Below are 14,193 nucleotides of genomic sequence, written 5' to 3'. Positions count from 1 at the left end.
GCATCTACACCGACCGCCCGAGAGTCTTTATACGGAGTTGCTATGAATTTCCTGTCCCCCGTTGCCCTGCTCGCCCTGTGCGGTGTCATGGCTTCGCCTTTGATGGCAACTGAGCAACCCCCGGAGCTGACCGGGTGCGCGGCAAAGCGCCAGGGCATCATCAACCAGATCGAACTGGCCAAGTCCCGAGGCAATTCGGCCCAGCAAGCCGGGCTCGAAACAGCGCTGAACGAAGTGACCACTCATTGCACGGACGCATCCTTGCGCAAGGAGCGGGAAAACAAGGTCCTCGAGGCCAAGCACGAGGTGAGTCGTCGCCAGGCCGACCTGGAAAAAGCCATGAAGAAAGGCGACGCGGAGCGAATCAACAAGCGTAAAGACAAACTGGCGGCTTCCCGCAAGGAATTGCAGGAAGCGGTGGATGAGTTGGATAAATAAGCGGCAAGCTGCAAGTTTCAAGCGGCAAGCTCAAAGCTCCATGCTTTGAAACTGCCCACTGCTTCACGATCAGTGATTGCGAAACTCTTTATGGCAGGCACTGCACGCATCTTCGACTTTCTGCACCGCCGGCCCCAGGTTGCTGGCCCTGTAAGGCTGGACCTTGCTGGCCGTCACCAATTCACCGGTGGCCGCCTCAAGATTGCGGGCCAGTTCCTGAAAGCGCGCCTGCTTTTGCCAAACCTCATCCGTGGCGCTGGTGTGGTCTTCTTCACGAACCGGCGGGAAGTGCTTCCAAGGTTCGTGAGACAGTTGGTCCAGCTTTACCGCGCCGTCGGCAAAACGCACGCCGTCGAACGGAACACGGCCGCGCAGCATGCCGCCCAGTTCTTCACTGGTCTTGAGCATCTGTTTGAAAATCGCCTTGCGCTGGCCCAGGGGAGAGTTGGGATCGACGCCACCGCAGCCGGATAACATCAGGCAGGCCAGCACAGCCATGGAAAATCGTCTTACAAACATCTTTGCCTCGGGACAGGAAACGGCCGTTAGTATCCCCGGGTCGCCAGAAAAGACCAATGGCCCTATCAACAATACGGGTTGTCGAGTGCGCGAAGGCACCCGACGATTGCAAAGGAAACCTTCATGAATAGCCGCTTCAAGTCATGGCACAAAAACCTGGCGCTGACACTGCCGTTGATCGTGCTGCTGGCCGGCTGCAATCGCGGCGAAAAGGTCGAAGAACCCAAGACTCACGCCCTTGCCACTTACGTCAACGCACCTTGGGAAGCGTTGCCGCCGGTGTCCGACGAGGACCTGCTGGCCGGCTTCGGCTCCTGGCGCAGCGCGTGCGTCCGGCTCAAGGCGGACGCAAGCTGGGGCCCAACCTGCGCGGCAGCGGTGAATGTGCCGCAGACCCCACAGGATGTTCGCAACTTCCTCAAGCAGACCCTGGATGTCTATGGTCTGCGTTCGGGGGACAACAGCCCCAACGGCCTGATTACCGGCTACTACGAACCGGTCTATCCCGGCAGCCTCACCCAGACTGCCACCGCCAACGTGCCAGTCTACGGTGTACCGGAGGACATGATCATTGTGTCGCTGGACAGCATTTATCCCGAGCTCAAGGGCAAACGCCTGCGCGGCCGTCTCGAAGGCCGGGTGCTCAAGCCGTATGACGACGCCGCCACCATCGAGAACAGCGGGGTGAAGGCGCCTGTCATCGCCTGGCTGACAGACCCGATGAACCTGCAATTCCTGCAAATCCAGGGCTCGGGGCGCATCCGTCTCGATGATGGCCGCCAACTGCGCATCGGTTATGCCGACCAGAACGGCCACCCGTATCGCCCCATTGGCCGCTGGCTGGTTGAGCAGGGCGAGCTGAAAAAAGAAGACGTGACCATGGGCACCATCAGTGCCTGGGCCAAGGCCCACCCGAACCGTATTCCCGAATTGCTGGCCAGCAATCCGAGCTACGTATTCTTCAACCGCAACCCCGACAGCAATGAAGGCCCGCGAGGCTCGCTGAACGTCCCTTTGACCGCGGGCTACAGCGTGGCCGTGGACCGCAAGGTAATTCCCTTGGGCAGTCTGTTGTGGCTGTCCACGACTCGACCCGACGGCAGCGCTTTGAACCGCCCCGTTGCGGCACAGGACACGGGAGGTGCGATTACCGGCGAAGTGCGTGCGGACCTGTTCTGGGGCACGGGCGAGGCCGCCGGGCAATTGGCGGGGGATATGAAGCAACAAGGCCAGATCTGGATGCTGTGGCCCAAGGGGATGGCGTTGCCTCAGGTGCCGCAGGTGGCGAATGCGGTCAGCGCCAATCCTTGAAGGACGTGTTTATTGTCCCGGCCCCATCGCGAGCTTGCTCGCGAGAGGCCGGCAAAAACACCGAAACGCCAAAGCCGGGTTCAAACCGAAACGAAGAAGAAACTCGCCACCAACCCTACCCCCACGAACCATACCAGCGAACGCAAGACTGCCCAGTCGGCCAAATAGCAAATGATGTAGAGCAGGCGGCTGGTGATGAACAACACAGCCAGGACGTTGATGGTCACCAGTTCGGCATTGCCGGCCAGGTGCGCAACGATCACGGCGGCGGCAAAGAACGGAGCGATTTCGAAACTGTTCAGTTGCGCGGCGTAGGCGCGCCGGGGAGCACCTTCGAGTGAGTCGAGAAAGTCCCGGGGATCGTGGTTATCTTGCAGCCTATATTTCCCGCCTGCCTTGGCGATGCCGATACACAGGTAAGGCAGGAGAAAAGCGATCAAAACACACCACAGGGCAACCGTCATACCGCATTTTCCTTTTTTAGTTTTAGAGATTCGAAGGCAAGCATCTCAGGATTTCATCACCAGCATGCCAACCTGCACCAGCCCGCAGGCTAAGAGTCGCTGCCAGCCGAAAGGTTCTTTCAGGCAGTGCATGCCTAAGAACACGCGCTCCATTACGCCTGCAGAATAGACTCGCGATCCGTTAGCAGCCGTTTATACTGCACTCGACCACGCCGCACTCAGTTGCGCATAGACCAATTCCAATAATTCTGCCGCCGCCTCGTTCGTCCGAACCAAGGCGTCGGCATGCGTATGCCTGATCCGAGCGTCAAGACTACAGACAGAGACCTTGCGCATGCCACTCGCCTTGCTTGCTTTGGCCGTTGCCGCTTTTGGCATCGGCACGACCGAATTCGTCATCATGGGCTTGCTGCCCGACGTCGCCCGAGACCTGGCCGTGAGTATTCCTCACGCCGGGTTGCTGATTACCGGTTATGCCCTGGGGGTTGTGTTCGGCGCGCCGATCCTGGCGATCGGCACCGCGAACATGCCGCGCAAGGCCACGCTGCTGGGAATGACCCTGATGTTCATTCTGGGCAACGTGCTCTGCGCCCTGGCGCCGAACTACACCACCCTCATGGCCGCCCGGGTCATCACTGCGTTATGCCACGGGGCGTTTTTTGGTATCGGCTCGGTGGTGGCGGCCGGGTTGGTGGCGCCGAACAAACGAGCCCAGGCGATCGCGATGATGTTCACCGGCCTGACCTTGGCGAATGTCCTGGGCGTGCCGCTGGGTACGGCCTTGGGCCAATATGCCGGCTGGCGGTCGACGTTCTGGGCTGTGTCGGTGATCGGTGTGATCGCGGCCATCGCCCAGTGGGTCTGGCTGCCAAAGGAAATCCCGATGGACAAGGCCAACCTCGCCAGCGAGTTCAAGGTATTGGGCAAGGCCAACGTGTTATTGGCCCTGGGCATGAGCGTGCTGGCCTCCACCAGCCTGTTCAGCGTATTCACCTACATCGCGCCGATCCTGCAGGACATCACCGGCGTCAGCCCTCACGGTGTCACCGTCATGCTGTTGCTATTCGGGGTCGGCCTGACGGCGGGGAGTTTCCTCGGTGGACGCCTGGCCGACCGGCGCTTGCTGCCATCCCTGGTGGGCATGGCGCTGGCCGTGGTGCTGGTGCTCGCCGCCTTCAGCCAGACCAGCCGATCGGTGATCCCGGCGGCGATTACCCTGGTGCTGTGGGGCGTCTTTGCCTTCGCCCTTTGTCCGATCCTGCAACTGCTGATCATTGACCAGGCCCATGAGGCCCCGAACCTCGGCTCGACCCTGAACCAGAGCGCGTTCAACCTTGGCAATGCCGCCGGCGCGTGGATCGGCGGCCTGGTCGTCGCCAGCGGGGCCGACCTTGCGGATCTGCCGTGGACCGGCGCCCTGGTTGGCGGGCTGACCGTACTGGCCGCGCTTTACTTTATTTTTCGGCAGCGTCGCTTGGGCGCCGTGGCACGCCTTGCCGACTGAGGGGCGTATTGGTCTCACTGCGCACTTGGGCGTGGCTGATCAGCGCGAAGATGAAACTGCCGCCAATAATGTTCCCCGCCAACGTCGGTGCGGCGAACACCATCCAGAAGTCCTCCCACGACAGCTGGCCGGCAAACACCAGGTAAGACACCTCGGCCGAGCCGACGACGATGTGGGTGAAATCCCCAAGCGCCATGAGGTAAGTGATCAGCACGATGATCCACATCTTGGCGCTTTCCATGGACGGGATCATCCAGACCATGGTGGCGATCATCCAGCCGGAGATGATGCCCTTGGCGAACATCTGGCCCGTGTCGTTCTCCATGACCTTGCGACCGATATCGAGAAAGGCCAGGTCGGTGCGCTGGTCGAAAATCGGTAGATGCAGCATCACGTAGGCCACCAGCAGCGTGCCGCAGAGGTTACCCACCAGCACCACGCTCCATAGCCGGAACAACCGGCCGAAGTTGCCCAGTGTCGGCTTGCTCATGATCGGCAGCACAGCGGTCAGGGTATTTTCGGTAAACAATTGCTGGCGCGCGAGGATCACCGCTAGGAAGCCCGCGCAATAGCCGAGGCTGGCGATCACCTTGAAACCTTCATGATCCGGCAACCGCGAGTTGAGCAGCCCCATCGCCATCAGCGACAGCCCCATGGTCAACCCGGCCGCAAGGGCCGACCACCACAGCGCCGCCACGCTGCGCTCCAATTCCTGGTCACCCTGGGTGCGGATGATTTCATGCAACACCGCGGCGCGAGGCGGCTGGTTGCGGTCGACTTCGTGCTGCTCCTCTGCCGAGAGATCAGGGGTCTTGCCGTCTTTATGAGTGTCCATACAGCTCCTGAACCGGTGGCGTGATGTAGCTACGACACGCGGCGTACGGAGCTGTTCAGTGGTGCCCGCAAATGAGAGGCATATCGCCATCCTATTCGATTGCATCGTCCTGGAATTGATCCTTGACGTACTTGATCTCGGTCCGGCCATGGGGGGCGGGCAAGCCGTCTTCGCCAAGATTGACGAAGACCATTTTTTCCACCGTCAGGATGCTTTTGCGGGTGATCTTGTTGCGCACTTCGCAGGTGAGGGTGATAGAGGTACGACCAAACTCCGTGGCGGTGATACCCAGTTCGATGATGTCGCCCTGGCGCGAAGCGCTGACAAAATTGATTTCGGAGATGTACTTGGTGACCACGCGCTGGTTGCCCAGCTGGACGATGGCATAGATGGCCGCCTCTTCGTCGATCCAGCGCAACAGGCTGCCACCGAACAGCGTGCCATTGGGATTGAGGTCTTCGGGCTTGACCCATTTTCGGGTGTGGAAATTCATGATCACTCCTGGACTTCTGGCCGATGAATGCCCGCATCATGGCAGACCGTGCAGATCCGCTCTACGCCGCGGCGCCTATAACGGTCATCGGCAATTTTGATTTGCCGACAGAAACCCTTTGGAAGATCCGCTTAGCCCGTTATAATCGCCCCGCTTTACCCGGCCCACCCTTTGGTCCGGTCCCGCCACCTGTCCGAGGGGCGCTGCAGCAGGCTCGACCTGTCAGGCTCGGATGGGGCGTTGCTTGTACGGGGCTCCCCGCACAGGCACTAAACGCACAACGGCGCCCATTCGCATACATTACGAATGGAGGCTCTTGATGAGCGCTGTTATCACGCCTGCTGCTTTTACCGACTACAAAGTCGCCGACATGTCCCTGGCTGACTGGGGCCGTCGCGAAATCATCATCGCCGAATCCGAAATGCCAGCCCTGATGGGCCTGCGTCGCAAATACTCTGGCGAACAGCCATTGAAGGGCGCGAAGATCCTCGGCTGCATCCATATGACCATCCAGACCGCCGTGCTGATCGAGACCCTGGTTGCACTGGGTGCCGAAGTGCGCTGGTCCTCCTGCAACATCTTCTCGACCCAGGACCAGGCTGCCGCCGCCATTGCCGCTGCCGGCATCCCGGTCTTCGCCTGGAAAGGCGAGACCGAGCAAGAGTACGAGTGGTGCCTGGAGCAGACCATCCTCAAGGATGGCCAGCCATGGGACACCAACATGATTCTTGACGACGGTGGCGACCTGACCGAGCTGCTGCACAAGAAGTACCCGGCCGTGCTGGACAAGGTCCATGGCGTGACCGAAGAAACCACCACTGGCGTACACCGCCTGCTGGACATGCTGGCCAAGGGCGAGCTGAAAATCCCGGCCATCAACGTCAACGACTCGGTGACCAAGAGCAAGAACGACAACAAGTACGGCTGCCGCCACAGCCTCAACGACGCCATCAAGCGCGGCACCGACCACTTGCTGTCCGGCAAGCAGGCCCTGGTGATCGGCTACGGTGACGTGGGCAAGGGCTCGGCCCAGTCCCTGCGTCAGGAAGGCATGATCGTCAAGGTGTCCGAAGTCGACCCAATCTGCGCCATGCAAGCCTGCATGGACGGCTTCGAACTGGTTTCGCCGTTCATCGACGGGATCAACGACGGCACCGAAGCCAGCATCGACAAGGCCCTGCTGGGCAAGATCGACCTGATCGTGACCACCACCGGCAACGTCAATGTCTGCGACGCCAACATGCTCAAGGCTTTGAAGAAGCGCGCCGTGGTCTGCAACATCGGCCACTTCGACAATGAGATCGACACCGCTTTCATGCGCAAGAACTGGGCATGGGAAGAAGTGAAGCCACAGGTCCACAAGGTTCACCGCACCGGCACTGGCAGCTTCGATCCGCAGAACGATGACTACCTGATCCTGCTGGCCGAAGGCCGCCTGGTCAACCTGGGCAACGCCACCGGCCACCCAAGCCGCATCATGGATGGCTCGTTCGCCAACCAGGTCCTGGCCCAGATCTTCCTGTTCGGCCAGAAATACGCCGACCTGCCACCGGCCCAGAAAGCCGAGCGCCTGACCGTGGAAGTACTGCCGAAGAAACTCGACGAAGAAGTGGCCCTGGAAATGGTCCGCGGTTTCGGCGGCGTGGTCACCAAGCTGACCAAGCAACAGGCTGACTACATCGGCGTTACCGTCGAAGGCCCGTTCAAGCCGCACGCTTACCGTTACTGATCGGCGCCCCCCTTGCGGGGGGATGCACTTTTGTAGGAGCGAGCCTGCTCGCGATCGACGTCGCCTCGGTCTGACACTCCGATCGAGGTGCCTGCATCGCGAGCAGGCTCGCTCCCACACTGGCCCGCCTCCACAGGGCTCTGCAAGCCTCACGGCCTACGAGTTTCCAAGGATATGACCATGTCCCAAGACCGTCGCTACAGCTTCGAATTCTTCCCGACGAAGACCGATGCTGGGCATGAAAAGCTGATCGCCACTGCCCGCCAGCTGGCAAGCTACAACCCTGATTTTTTCTCCTGCACCTACGGCGCTGGCGGTTCGACCCGCGACCGCACGATGAACACCGTGTTGCAGCTCGAAAGCGAAGTCAAAGTCCCCGCCGCGCCACACCTTTCTTGCGTGGGCGACAGCAAGGACGACCTGCGCAGCCTGCTGACCCAATACAAGGCAGCCGGCATCAAGCGCATCGTTGCCCTGCGCGGCGACCTTCCGTCGGGCATGGGCATGGCCAGCGGAGAGCTGCGCCACGCCAATGAACTGGTTGAATTCATTCGCGAGGAAACCGGCGAGCACTTCCACATCGAAATCGCCGCTTATCCGGAGATGCACCCGCAGGCGCGCAATTTTGAGGATGACCTGCACAACTTCGTGCGCAAGGCCAACGCCGGCGCCAACAGCGCGATCACCCAGTATTTCTTCAATGCCGACAGCTATTTCTACTTTGTCGAGCGTGTTCGCCAGATGGGTGTGGACATTCCTGTGGTTCCGGGAATCATGCCAATCACCAACTACAGCAAGCTGGCGCGTTTCTCGGACGCCTGCGGCGCGGAAATCCCGCGCTGGATCCGCAAGCAGCTGGAAGCCTATGGTGACGACACCGCCAGCATCCAGCGCTTCGGCGAAGAGGTCATCACGCAAATGTGTGAGCGTTTGTTACAAGGCGGCGCACCGGGGCTGCATTTCTATACCCTGAACCAGGCCGAGCCTAGCCTCGCGGTATGGAACAATCTCAAACTGCCGCGTTAATGACTTAATGCAGTGGTACAAAAGGGCCCTGGCAAAAACCAGGGCCTTTTTCTTTAAAAAAGGACATCAGGAGCAACTCGATGCCGAATGGTCAAAGGTCGACGACCCCACAACTTATCTATCTGGTCTATGGGGCCGAGACCTATCACCAGGAAGCGGTGTTCAGTATCGCCAGCGCCTTGGCGGGCCTGCGGGAGACCCCCGATGAGGCATTGGACATCCAAGTGTTCACCGACAATGCCGCGCCGTACGTGGATTTGCCCGTTCGAGTGCGCCACCTGGACAACGAAACGCGCCAAGGGTGGATCGCTCCCCACGGCTATCATTTCCGCGCCAAGCACGTGGTCATGCGGAAGGTGCTCGAGGAAAGCGACCTGGCATTGCTGATCGACACGGACACCTTCTTCCATTGCTCGCCGATCGAGCTGTTCAAGCGGATCGAGCCGGGCACACTGTTGTGCAATGCCGTCGGCATGAACTATGGCGCCAACAAGGATGCCGGGCTTTACCTGACCCTCGCCCAACCCTTGGCTCAACGAGAACTGGCCGACGACAACATGCCGCTACTCAATTCCGGCGTGATTGGCCTGTACGCAGTCGATGCGGCAATCCTCGATCACTCCATTGCGCTGATGGACGAATTTTATCCGTTGGCCCAAGGAGCCTATACCCTGGAAGAGTTCTGCCTTTCGGTGGCGGCCTATCGCAAGGTCAAGGTGCGTGAATGTCCAGACCTGATCCACCACTACTGGAGCCGCAAGCAGCTGTTTCGGGCCAAGACCAAGGCCTGGTATGACAAACACCGCGCAGCCCCCGTGGGCCAACATGCCCTGGATGAAACGCGGCAAGTCACTGCCATACTACCGCGCCCACCTACCTTCCAGCGCCTGGCCTACAAATTCATTACCGTGGCGTTGCCCGGTCACAAACGTCAGTTCATGCGCGAGATCCTGTACGGCTGCTATCGCCATACCAATCCATTCGACCAGGCGTGCGGCCCGGTCTGGTGGGAAAAGGCCCTGGAGAACGTCGAGCACCGGTTGAAGAAGCCTTTGGAAGACCATGAGCTCAAACATTGGCTCAGCCATCCCGTGATTCGCCTGGTGCTGGGTAAACGCCGAGAAGCCATCTATCGACACCTGATGCAGACAAAGAGCAACTGAGCCACGTGCTAGAGCGCTCTAGCTATTTAATGAGTTCTCGTCGTAACCTCCGGTCATGCCCGTAATCCTCCCGTTGCTGACAGCCCTCCTTCTCTCGTGCCTGAGCGTTGCCGCCCAGGCCGAGAAGTTGCGCATTGTCACCGAACCCTGGGCACCTTATGTCTACGAGGAAAACGGCAAGACCCTTGGCCTGGACTATGAAACCACGGCCATTGTGTTCAAACGCCTGGGCATCGATGTGGAATGGCAACTGCTGCCGTGGAAGCGCTGCCTGGCCATGCTGGAGCAAGGTTTGGCGGACGGCGCGCTCGACATATTCCACAGCGACGAGCGCGATGCCCTTCTGCTATACCCCAGCGAACCGCTGTCGGAGGTGGAATTCGTCATGTTCTACGCCAACGCCCGCCCCCACCCTTTTCGCACGCTCGACGACCTGGATGGGCTGACCGTCGGCACGTCGCCCGGTTATCTGTATAGCCAGGCGTTCAGGGAATCGAGCCGATTCAAACGGGAAGCGGCTCCGACCCACGAAGCCAACTTCGGCAAGTTACAGCTGGGCCGCATCGACCTGCTCATCACCGACCGTCGTGTAGGCCGACACGCCGTCAAGGCGCTTCAATTGGACAACCAGATCACAGAGAATCCCACCGTGGTGAGCCGCCAGAGCCAATACCTGGCGGTACGACGCAAGGCGGGCATGGACTTGCTCGTGCAACGCTTCGGCGCCGAGCTCAAGCGTTTCAAGCATGAACCGGCCTATGCCGAGCTGAGTGCTCGTTATGGCGCTGCTCCGGCGGCCAAGGCGGCTGGGCACAACGCGGTGTCACGCTGAAATGCACCGTTGAGCAGCAGGAAAGCAGCGCAGGGCGATTGCTCTGTTATACTCCGGCCTTCCCGCCAGGCTCACGCCCGGACGCCCGGTCTTGCAAAAGGCATCCCGACACCGCTACAGCGCAGCTTCCAGCCCGCGCGAGCCCTGTCCGGACGTGTCTTCCAGACCCGGCGGGACCGGACGGGATGAGGTCTCCAATCGACCGCATTCGCGCCAGGCAAGACTATCCCATTGGGCCAGGCCCTCACTAAAAACAGGATTACTCATGTCCTTTGCTTCCCTCGGTCTCTCCGAGGCTTTAGTCGGCGCCATCGAAGCCGCCGGCTACACCCAGCCTACCCCGGTGCAACAGCGGGCCATCCCCGCCGTGTTGCAAGGTCGCGACCTGATGGTCGCCGCACAGACAGGTACTGGCAAGACCGGCGGTTTCGCCCTTCCGATCCTGGAGCGGCTGTTCCCTAACGGTCACCCAGACAAATCCCAGCGTCACGGCCCGCGCCAACCGCGCGTCCTGGTCTTGACCCCGACCCGCGAACTGGCCGCCCAGGTGCACGAGAGCTTCAAGGTCTATGCGCGCGACCTGAAATTTGTCAGTGCCTGCATTTTTGGCGGTGTCGGCATGAACCCGCAGGTCCAGGCCATGGCGCGCGGCGTCGACGTGCTGGTGGCCTGCCCCGGTCGCCTGCTGGACCTCGCCGGCCAGGGCAGCGTCGATCTGTCCCACGTGGAAATCCTCGTGCTGGACGAAGCCGACCGCATGCTCGACATGGGTTTTGTCCATGACGTGAAGAAAGTGCTGGCACGCCTGCCGGCCAAGCGCCAGAACCTGTTGTTCTCGGCGACCTTCTCCAAGGACATCACCGACCTGGCTGGCAAGCTGTTGCACAACCCGGAACGCATCGAAGTCACGCCGCCGAACACCACGGTCGAGCGCATCGAACAGCGCGTATTCCGCCTGCCGGCCAGCCACAAGCGTGCCCTGCTGGCGCATTTGATCACCACAGGCGCCTGGGAACAGGTCCTGGTGTTCACCCGCACCAAGCACGGCGCCAACCGCCTGGCTGAATACCTCGACAAACATGGCCTGCCGGCCGTGGCGATCCATGGCAACAAGAGCCAGAACGCTCGCACCAAGGCCCTGGCTGACTTCAAGGCCGGCGAAGTGCGCATCCTGGTCGCCACCGACATCGCCGCCCGTGGCCTGGATATCGACCAGTTGCCCCATGTGGTCAACTTCGAACTGCCGAACGTCGATGAAGACTACGTGCACCGTATCGGCCGTACCGGCCGGGCCGGTCGTTCGGGCGAAGCGATTTCCCTGGTCGCGCCGGACGAAGAAAAACTGCTCAAGAGCATTGAGCGCATGACCAAGCAGAAAATCCCCGACGGCGACCTGATGGGCTTCGATGCCAGCACGATCGAGGCCGAAAAGCCTGAAGTGCGCGAGCGTCCGGATGTGCGCAACCCGCGCAACCCACGTGGCCCGCGGGGCGACGGCCCGAATGGCAGTGGCGGCGGTCGCAAGGACAAAGGCAAGGACAAGGGCAAGGACAAATCGGCCAGCAACGGTCGCGGCGAGCGCCCGGCCCGCGAGCAGAAACCACGCGAAGGTACGCCGGCCCGCGAACAGCAGCGCCCTGCCCCTCGCGCCGCAGCCGATCGCGGCCCGGCCGATCGCGCCCCGGACGAGTTCCTCGACGACGATATCGATAACTTCGGTAACCGTGTCGACTACGTGCCACAGCAGAAACCGGCCCAGGGTCGCGGTCGCCGTCCTGGCGCCCCGGCACAAGGCGCAGGTTCGGGCGCACCGCGCGGTGGCCAGTCACAAGGTCGCCAGAACGGCCCGCGCAACAGCAACGGTTCTTCCACCGGCACCCCGCCGGCCAAGCGCAACGGCCCGCGCAGCGGCGCCCCACGTGACGGCCAGGCCCGGCGCGAAGACTCCCGACCTCGCCGCCAGGCCCGTGGTGACGACCAGCCTCGCCAGGAACCCGCCGTGCAGAACCCGCGAGGCAACCAGCCGAAAATCATCCACAAGGAATCGAAAACCGATCGTTTCCCGACGCCTGAGCAGCTGGACCAATTACCAAGCCGTCCGCGTGGCGAAAAACCGGCCTTGCTGACACGCAATCGCTGAGTTTCTCCAAGCCATGAAAAATGCCCCGGGTCTCACGACCCGGGGCATTTTTTTTGTGAACTCTTCCAGCTGTGGGAGCGAGCTTGCTCGCGATGGCGGCAGGCCTGCCACATTGATGTTGGCTGAAGCACCGCTATCGCGAGCAAGCTCGCTCCCCCCAGCATCCTTTGTATCGCCGAAATCCAGAGCAATAAAAAACGCCCCTGGCCGCAAGACCAGGGGCGTTTTTCGTCAGGGGCTAACGTTACTTCGCCTTGACGCCTTCAAACGAGACATACAACTCGACCGCGTCGGATTTCGGACCCAGGTCTTTCTGCTTGCCGAAGTCGGAACGCTTGATGGTGGTAGTGCCTTCGAAGCCGGCACGGTAGCCACCCCATGGGTCTTTGCCTTCGCCCAGGAAGGTCGCCTTGACCACAACCGGCTTGGTCACGCCCATCAGCGTCAGGTCACCGGTCACGTCGGCGGTGTTTTCGCCGGTGGACTTGACGCTGGTGGACACGAACGTGGCCTTGCCGAATTTGCTGGCGTTCAGGAAGTCAGCGCTGGCGATGTGTTTGTCGCGCTCGGCGTGGTTGGTGAACACGCTGGCGGTGTTGACGTTGAACTCGATCTTGCTGTCTTCAGGCTTGGCGGCGTCGAAGCTGAACTTGCCGTCAATATCCTTGAAGGTACCGGTGATGAAGCTATAGCCCAGGTGGCTGATCTTGAAATCAACGAAGGCATGCTGGCCTTCCTTGTCGACCACGTAGTCTGCGGCCATGGCCTGGCCGGCGGACAGCAGGGCAGAACCGATTGCCAGGGCGGCGAGCGTCTTTTTCAACATGCTTTCTATTCCTTTGGAGTCGAGGTTGAACATCAGGCTTGGCGCCCCAGCATGCGCTTGAGGGTCGCGTCACGGTCGATAAAGTGGTGTTTCAATGCTGCCAACGCATGAAGGCCGGAAAAAATTACCAACGCCCATGCCAGGTAAAAGTGGATCTGGCCGGCGACATCTGCCTGATCGGGCAGTCCGGACACCAGCGCGGGTACTTCAAACAGACCAAACACCGAGATCCCGACACCGTCTGCGGTGGAAATCAGGTAACCGGCAATCATCACGGCGAACAGCCCGAGATACAGCGCGCTGTGGCCAAGCTTGGCGCCTATGCGGGTCAGTCGCCCGTAGGTTTCCAGGGTCGGTGGCGGCGGGCTGACAAACCGCCAGAGCACCCGCAACACCATCACCGCCAATAGCACCAGGCCGATACTCTTGTGCAGCTCCGGCGCGTCTTTGCGCCAGGTGCTGTAGTAGTCCAAACCGACCATCCACAAGCCCAGCGCAAACAGCCCATACACCGCCAAGGCAACAGCCCAATGGGAAACGATGCTGACCCAGCCATAACGAGAAGAGGAGTTGCGAAGCTGCATTGCTCATATCCTGTAAAGACTGCGATCAAGACTAGCGACTTATCTATCGATTTAAAGCGGAAAATTTCGCTTTGAAATATCGAGAATTACGATGATCAGTCTGCAGAGGGTGGGTTAAGGAAAGATTAAAGCGGATGCGTTGCGTGGTGGCGAGGGGAAGCGGGCATGGATCCCGCAAGGTTTCATATGTTGCTCCAGTTCTACGCGTCTAACGCTTTGAATTATCAATTAACCGAGCACTCAGGCTTGTATGGATCAAAGGTGCATTTGTACGCCAACTGAGGGTCCCGTTCTGGAATCATCGGAATAATCAGGGGATCCCGACATTC

At 60.5% G+C, this 14,193-nt stretch carries 13 protein-coding genes, 2 pseudogenes and 1 riboswitch; of the genes and pseudogenes, 8 read left to right on the top strand and 7 right to left on the bottom strand.

The genetic code is table 11. The annotated features are described in order from the left end of the window. The first annotated feature begins 42 nt into the window (after window positions 1-42). Complete coding sequence (locus J3P81_RS01835) at window positions 43-438, top strand: DUF1090 domain-containing protein (RefSeq protein WP_434561855.1); 396 nt, start codon at window positions 43-45, stop codon at window positions 436-438. A gap of 69 nt (window positions 439-507) precedes the next feature. On the opposite strand, the gene J3P81_RS01830 is transcribed toward J3P81_RS01835, so the two are convergent. Continuing rightward, window positions 508-957, bottom strand: a complete 450-nt coding sequence (locus tag J3P81_RS01830; protein ID WP_420764989.1) for a c-type cytochrome — start codon at window positions 955-957, stop codon at window positions 508-510. 123 nt (window positions 958-1,080) lie between these two features. On the opposite strand from J3P81_RS01830, the gene mltA reads away from it, so the two are divergent. Continuing rightward, window positions 1,081-2,268, top strand: coding sequence for a murein transglycosylase A (gene mltA / locus J3P81_RS01825; RefSeq protein ID WP_434561853.1), 1,188 nt, complete (start codon window positions 1,081-1,083; stop codon window positions 2,266-2,268). 80 nt (window positions 2,269-2,348) lie between these two features. Here the strand turns inward: mltA and J3P81_RS01820 are convergent, their stop codons facing one another. Next, window positions 2,349-2,732, bottom strand: coding sequence for an MAPEG family protein (locus tag J3P81_RS01820; RefSeq protein WP_434561851.1), 384 nt, complete (start codon window positions 2,730-2,732; stop codon window positions 2,349-2,351). Between the two features lie 45 nt (window positions 2,733-2,777). Continuing rightward, window positions 2,778-2,876: pseudogene (locus tag J3P81_RS01815) on the bottom strand (EamA family transporter); the annotation flags it as partial. Between the two features lie 190 nt (window positions 2,877-3,066). Between J3P81_RS01815 and J3P81_RS01810 the strand changes: the two are divergent. Beyond that, a complete protein-coding gene (locus J3P81_RS01810) occupies window positions 3,067-4,236 on the top strand; it encodes an MFS transporter (RefSeq protein ID WP_434561849.1) in 1,170 nt (389 codons plus the stop codon). Here J3P81_RS01810 and J3P81_RS01805 read toward each other — a convergent pair. Both J3P81_RS01805 and J3P81_RS01800 read right to left on the bottom strand, forming a co-directional pair. Then, entirely contained in the window at window positions 4,187-5,071 is an 885-nt protein-coding gene (locus J3P81_RS01805) for a formate/nitrite transporter family protein (RefSeq protein ID WP_434561847.1), read from the bottom strand. The genes J3P81_RS01810 and J3P81_RS01805 overlap by 50 nt on opposite strands. Before the next feature lie 91 nt (window positions 5,072-5,162). Next, the gene (locus J3P81_RS01800; RefSeq protein ID WP_420764994.1) at window positions 5,163-5,564 is read right to left on the bottom strand and encodes an acyl-CoA thioesterase; all 402 of its coding nucleotides are present in this window, start codon (window positions 5,562-5,564) and stop codon (window positions 5,163-5,165) included. Between the two features lie 189 nt (window positions 5,565-5,753). Continuing rightward, a riboswitch (S-adenosyl-L-homocysteine riboswitch) is annotated at window positions 5,754-5,860 on the top strand. Window positions 5,861-5,883: 23 nt separating this feature from the next. Here J3P81_RS01800 and ahcY point away from each other — a divergent pair. From ahcY to J3P81_RS01775, 5 genes and pseudogenes are all read left to right on the top strand, one after another. Next, window positions 5,884-7,293 (top strand): adenosylhomocysteinase, encoded by a 1,410-nt coding sequence (gene ahcY / locus J3P81_RS01795; protein WP_420764995.1) that lies wholly within the window; start codon window positions 5,884-5,886, stop codon window positions 7,291-7,293. Between the two features lie 180 nt (window positions 7,294-7,473). Next, entirely contained in the window at window positions 7,474-8,319 is an 846-nt protein-coding gene (gene metF, locus J3P81_RS01790) for a methylenetetrahydrofolate reductase [NAD(P)H] (protein WP_420764996.1), read from the top strand. 80 nt (window positions 8,320-8,399) lie between these two features. Continuing rightward, window positions 8,400-9,482 (top strand): hypothetical protein, encoded by a 1,083-nt coding sequence (locus J3P81_RS01785; protein WP_434561845.1) that lies wholly within the window; start codon window positions 8,400-8,402, stop codon window positions 9,480-9,482. Between the two features lie 55 nt (window positions 9,483-9,537). Further along, window positions 9,538-10,346 (top strand): annotated as a pseudogene (locus J3P81_RS01780) (substrate-binding periplasmic protein); the annotation flags it as partial. Window positions 10,347-10,579: 233 nt separating this feature from the next. Continuing rightward, window positions 10,580-12,454, top strand: coding sequence for a DEAD/DEAH box helicase (locus J3P81_RS01775; RefSeq protein WP_434561843.1), 1,875 nt, complete (start codon window positions 10,580-10,582; stop codon window positions 12,452-12,454). A gap of 244 nt (window positions 12,455-12,698) precedes the next feature. Here J3P81_RS01775 and J3P81_RS01770 read toward each other — a convergent pair whose 3' ends face one another. Beyond that, window positions 12,699-13,280, bottom strand: coding sequence for a YceI family protein (locus J3P81_RS01770; RefSeq protein ID WP_420764999.1), 582 nt, complete (start codon window positions 13,278-13,280; stop codon window positions 12,699-12,701). Between the two features lie 32 nt (window positions 13,281-13,312). Then, window positions 13,313-13,864 carry a cytochrome b gene (locus tag J3P81_RS01765; protein WP_434561841.1) on the bottom strand — a complete coding sequence of 184 codons (552 nt, stop codon included), beginning with the start codon at window positions 13,862-13,864 and terminating at the stop codon, window positions 13,313-13,315. Window positions 13,865-14,193: the final 329 nt, after the last annotated feature.

The sequence above is a fragment of the Pseudomonas sp. R1-6 genome (assembly GCF_051132115.1).
In the GTDB taxonomy this organism is placed as follows: domain Bacteria; phylum Pseudomonadota; class Gammaproteobacteria; order Pseudomonadales; family Pseudomonadaceae; genus Aquipseudomonas.
This window is presented reverse-complemented; position numbering and strand designations above follow the sequence as displayed.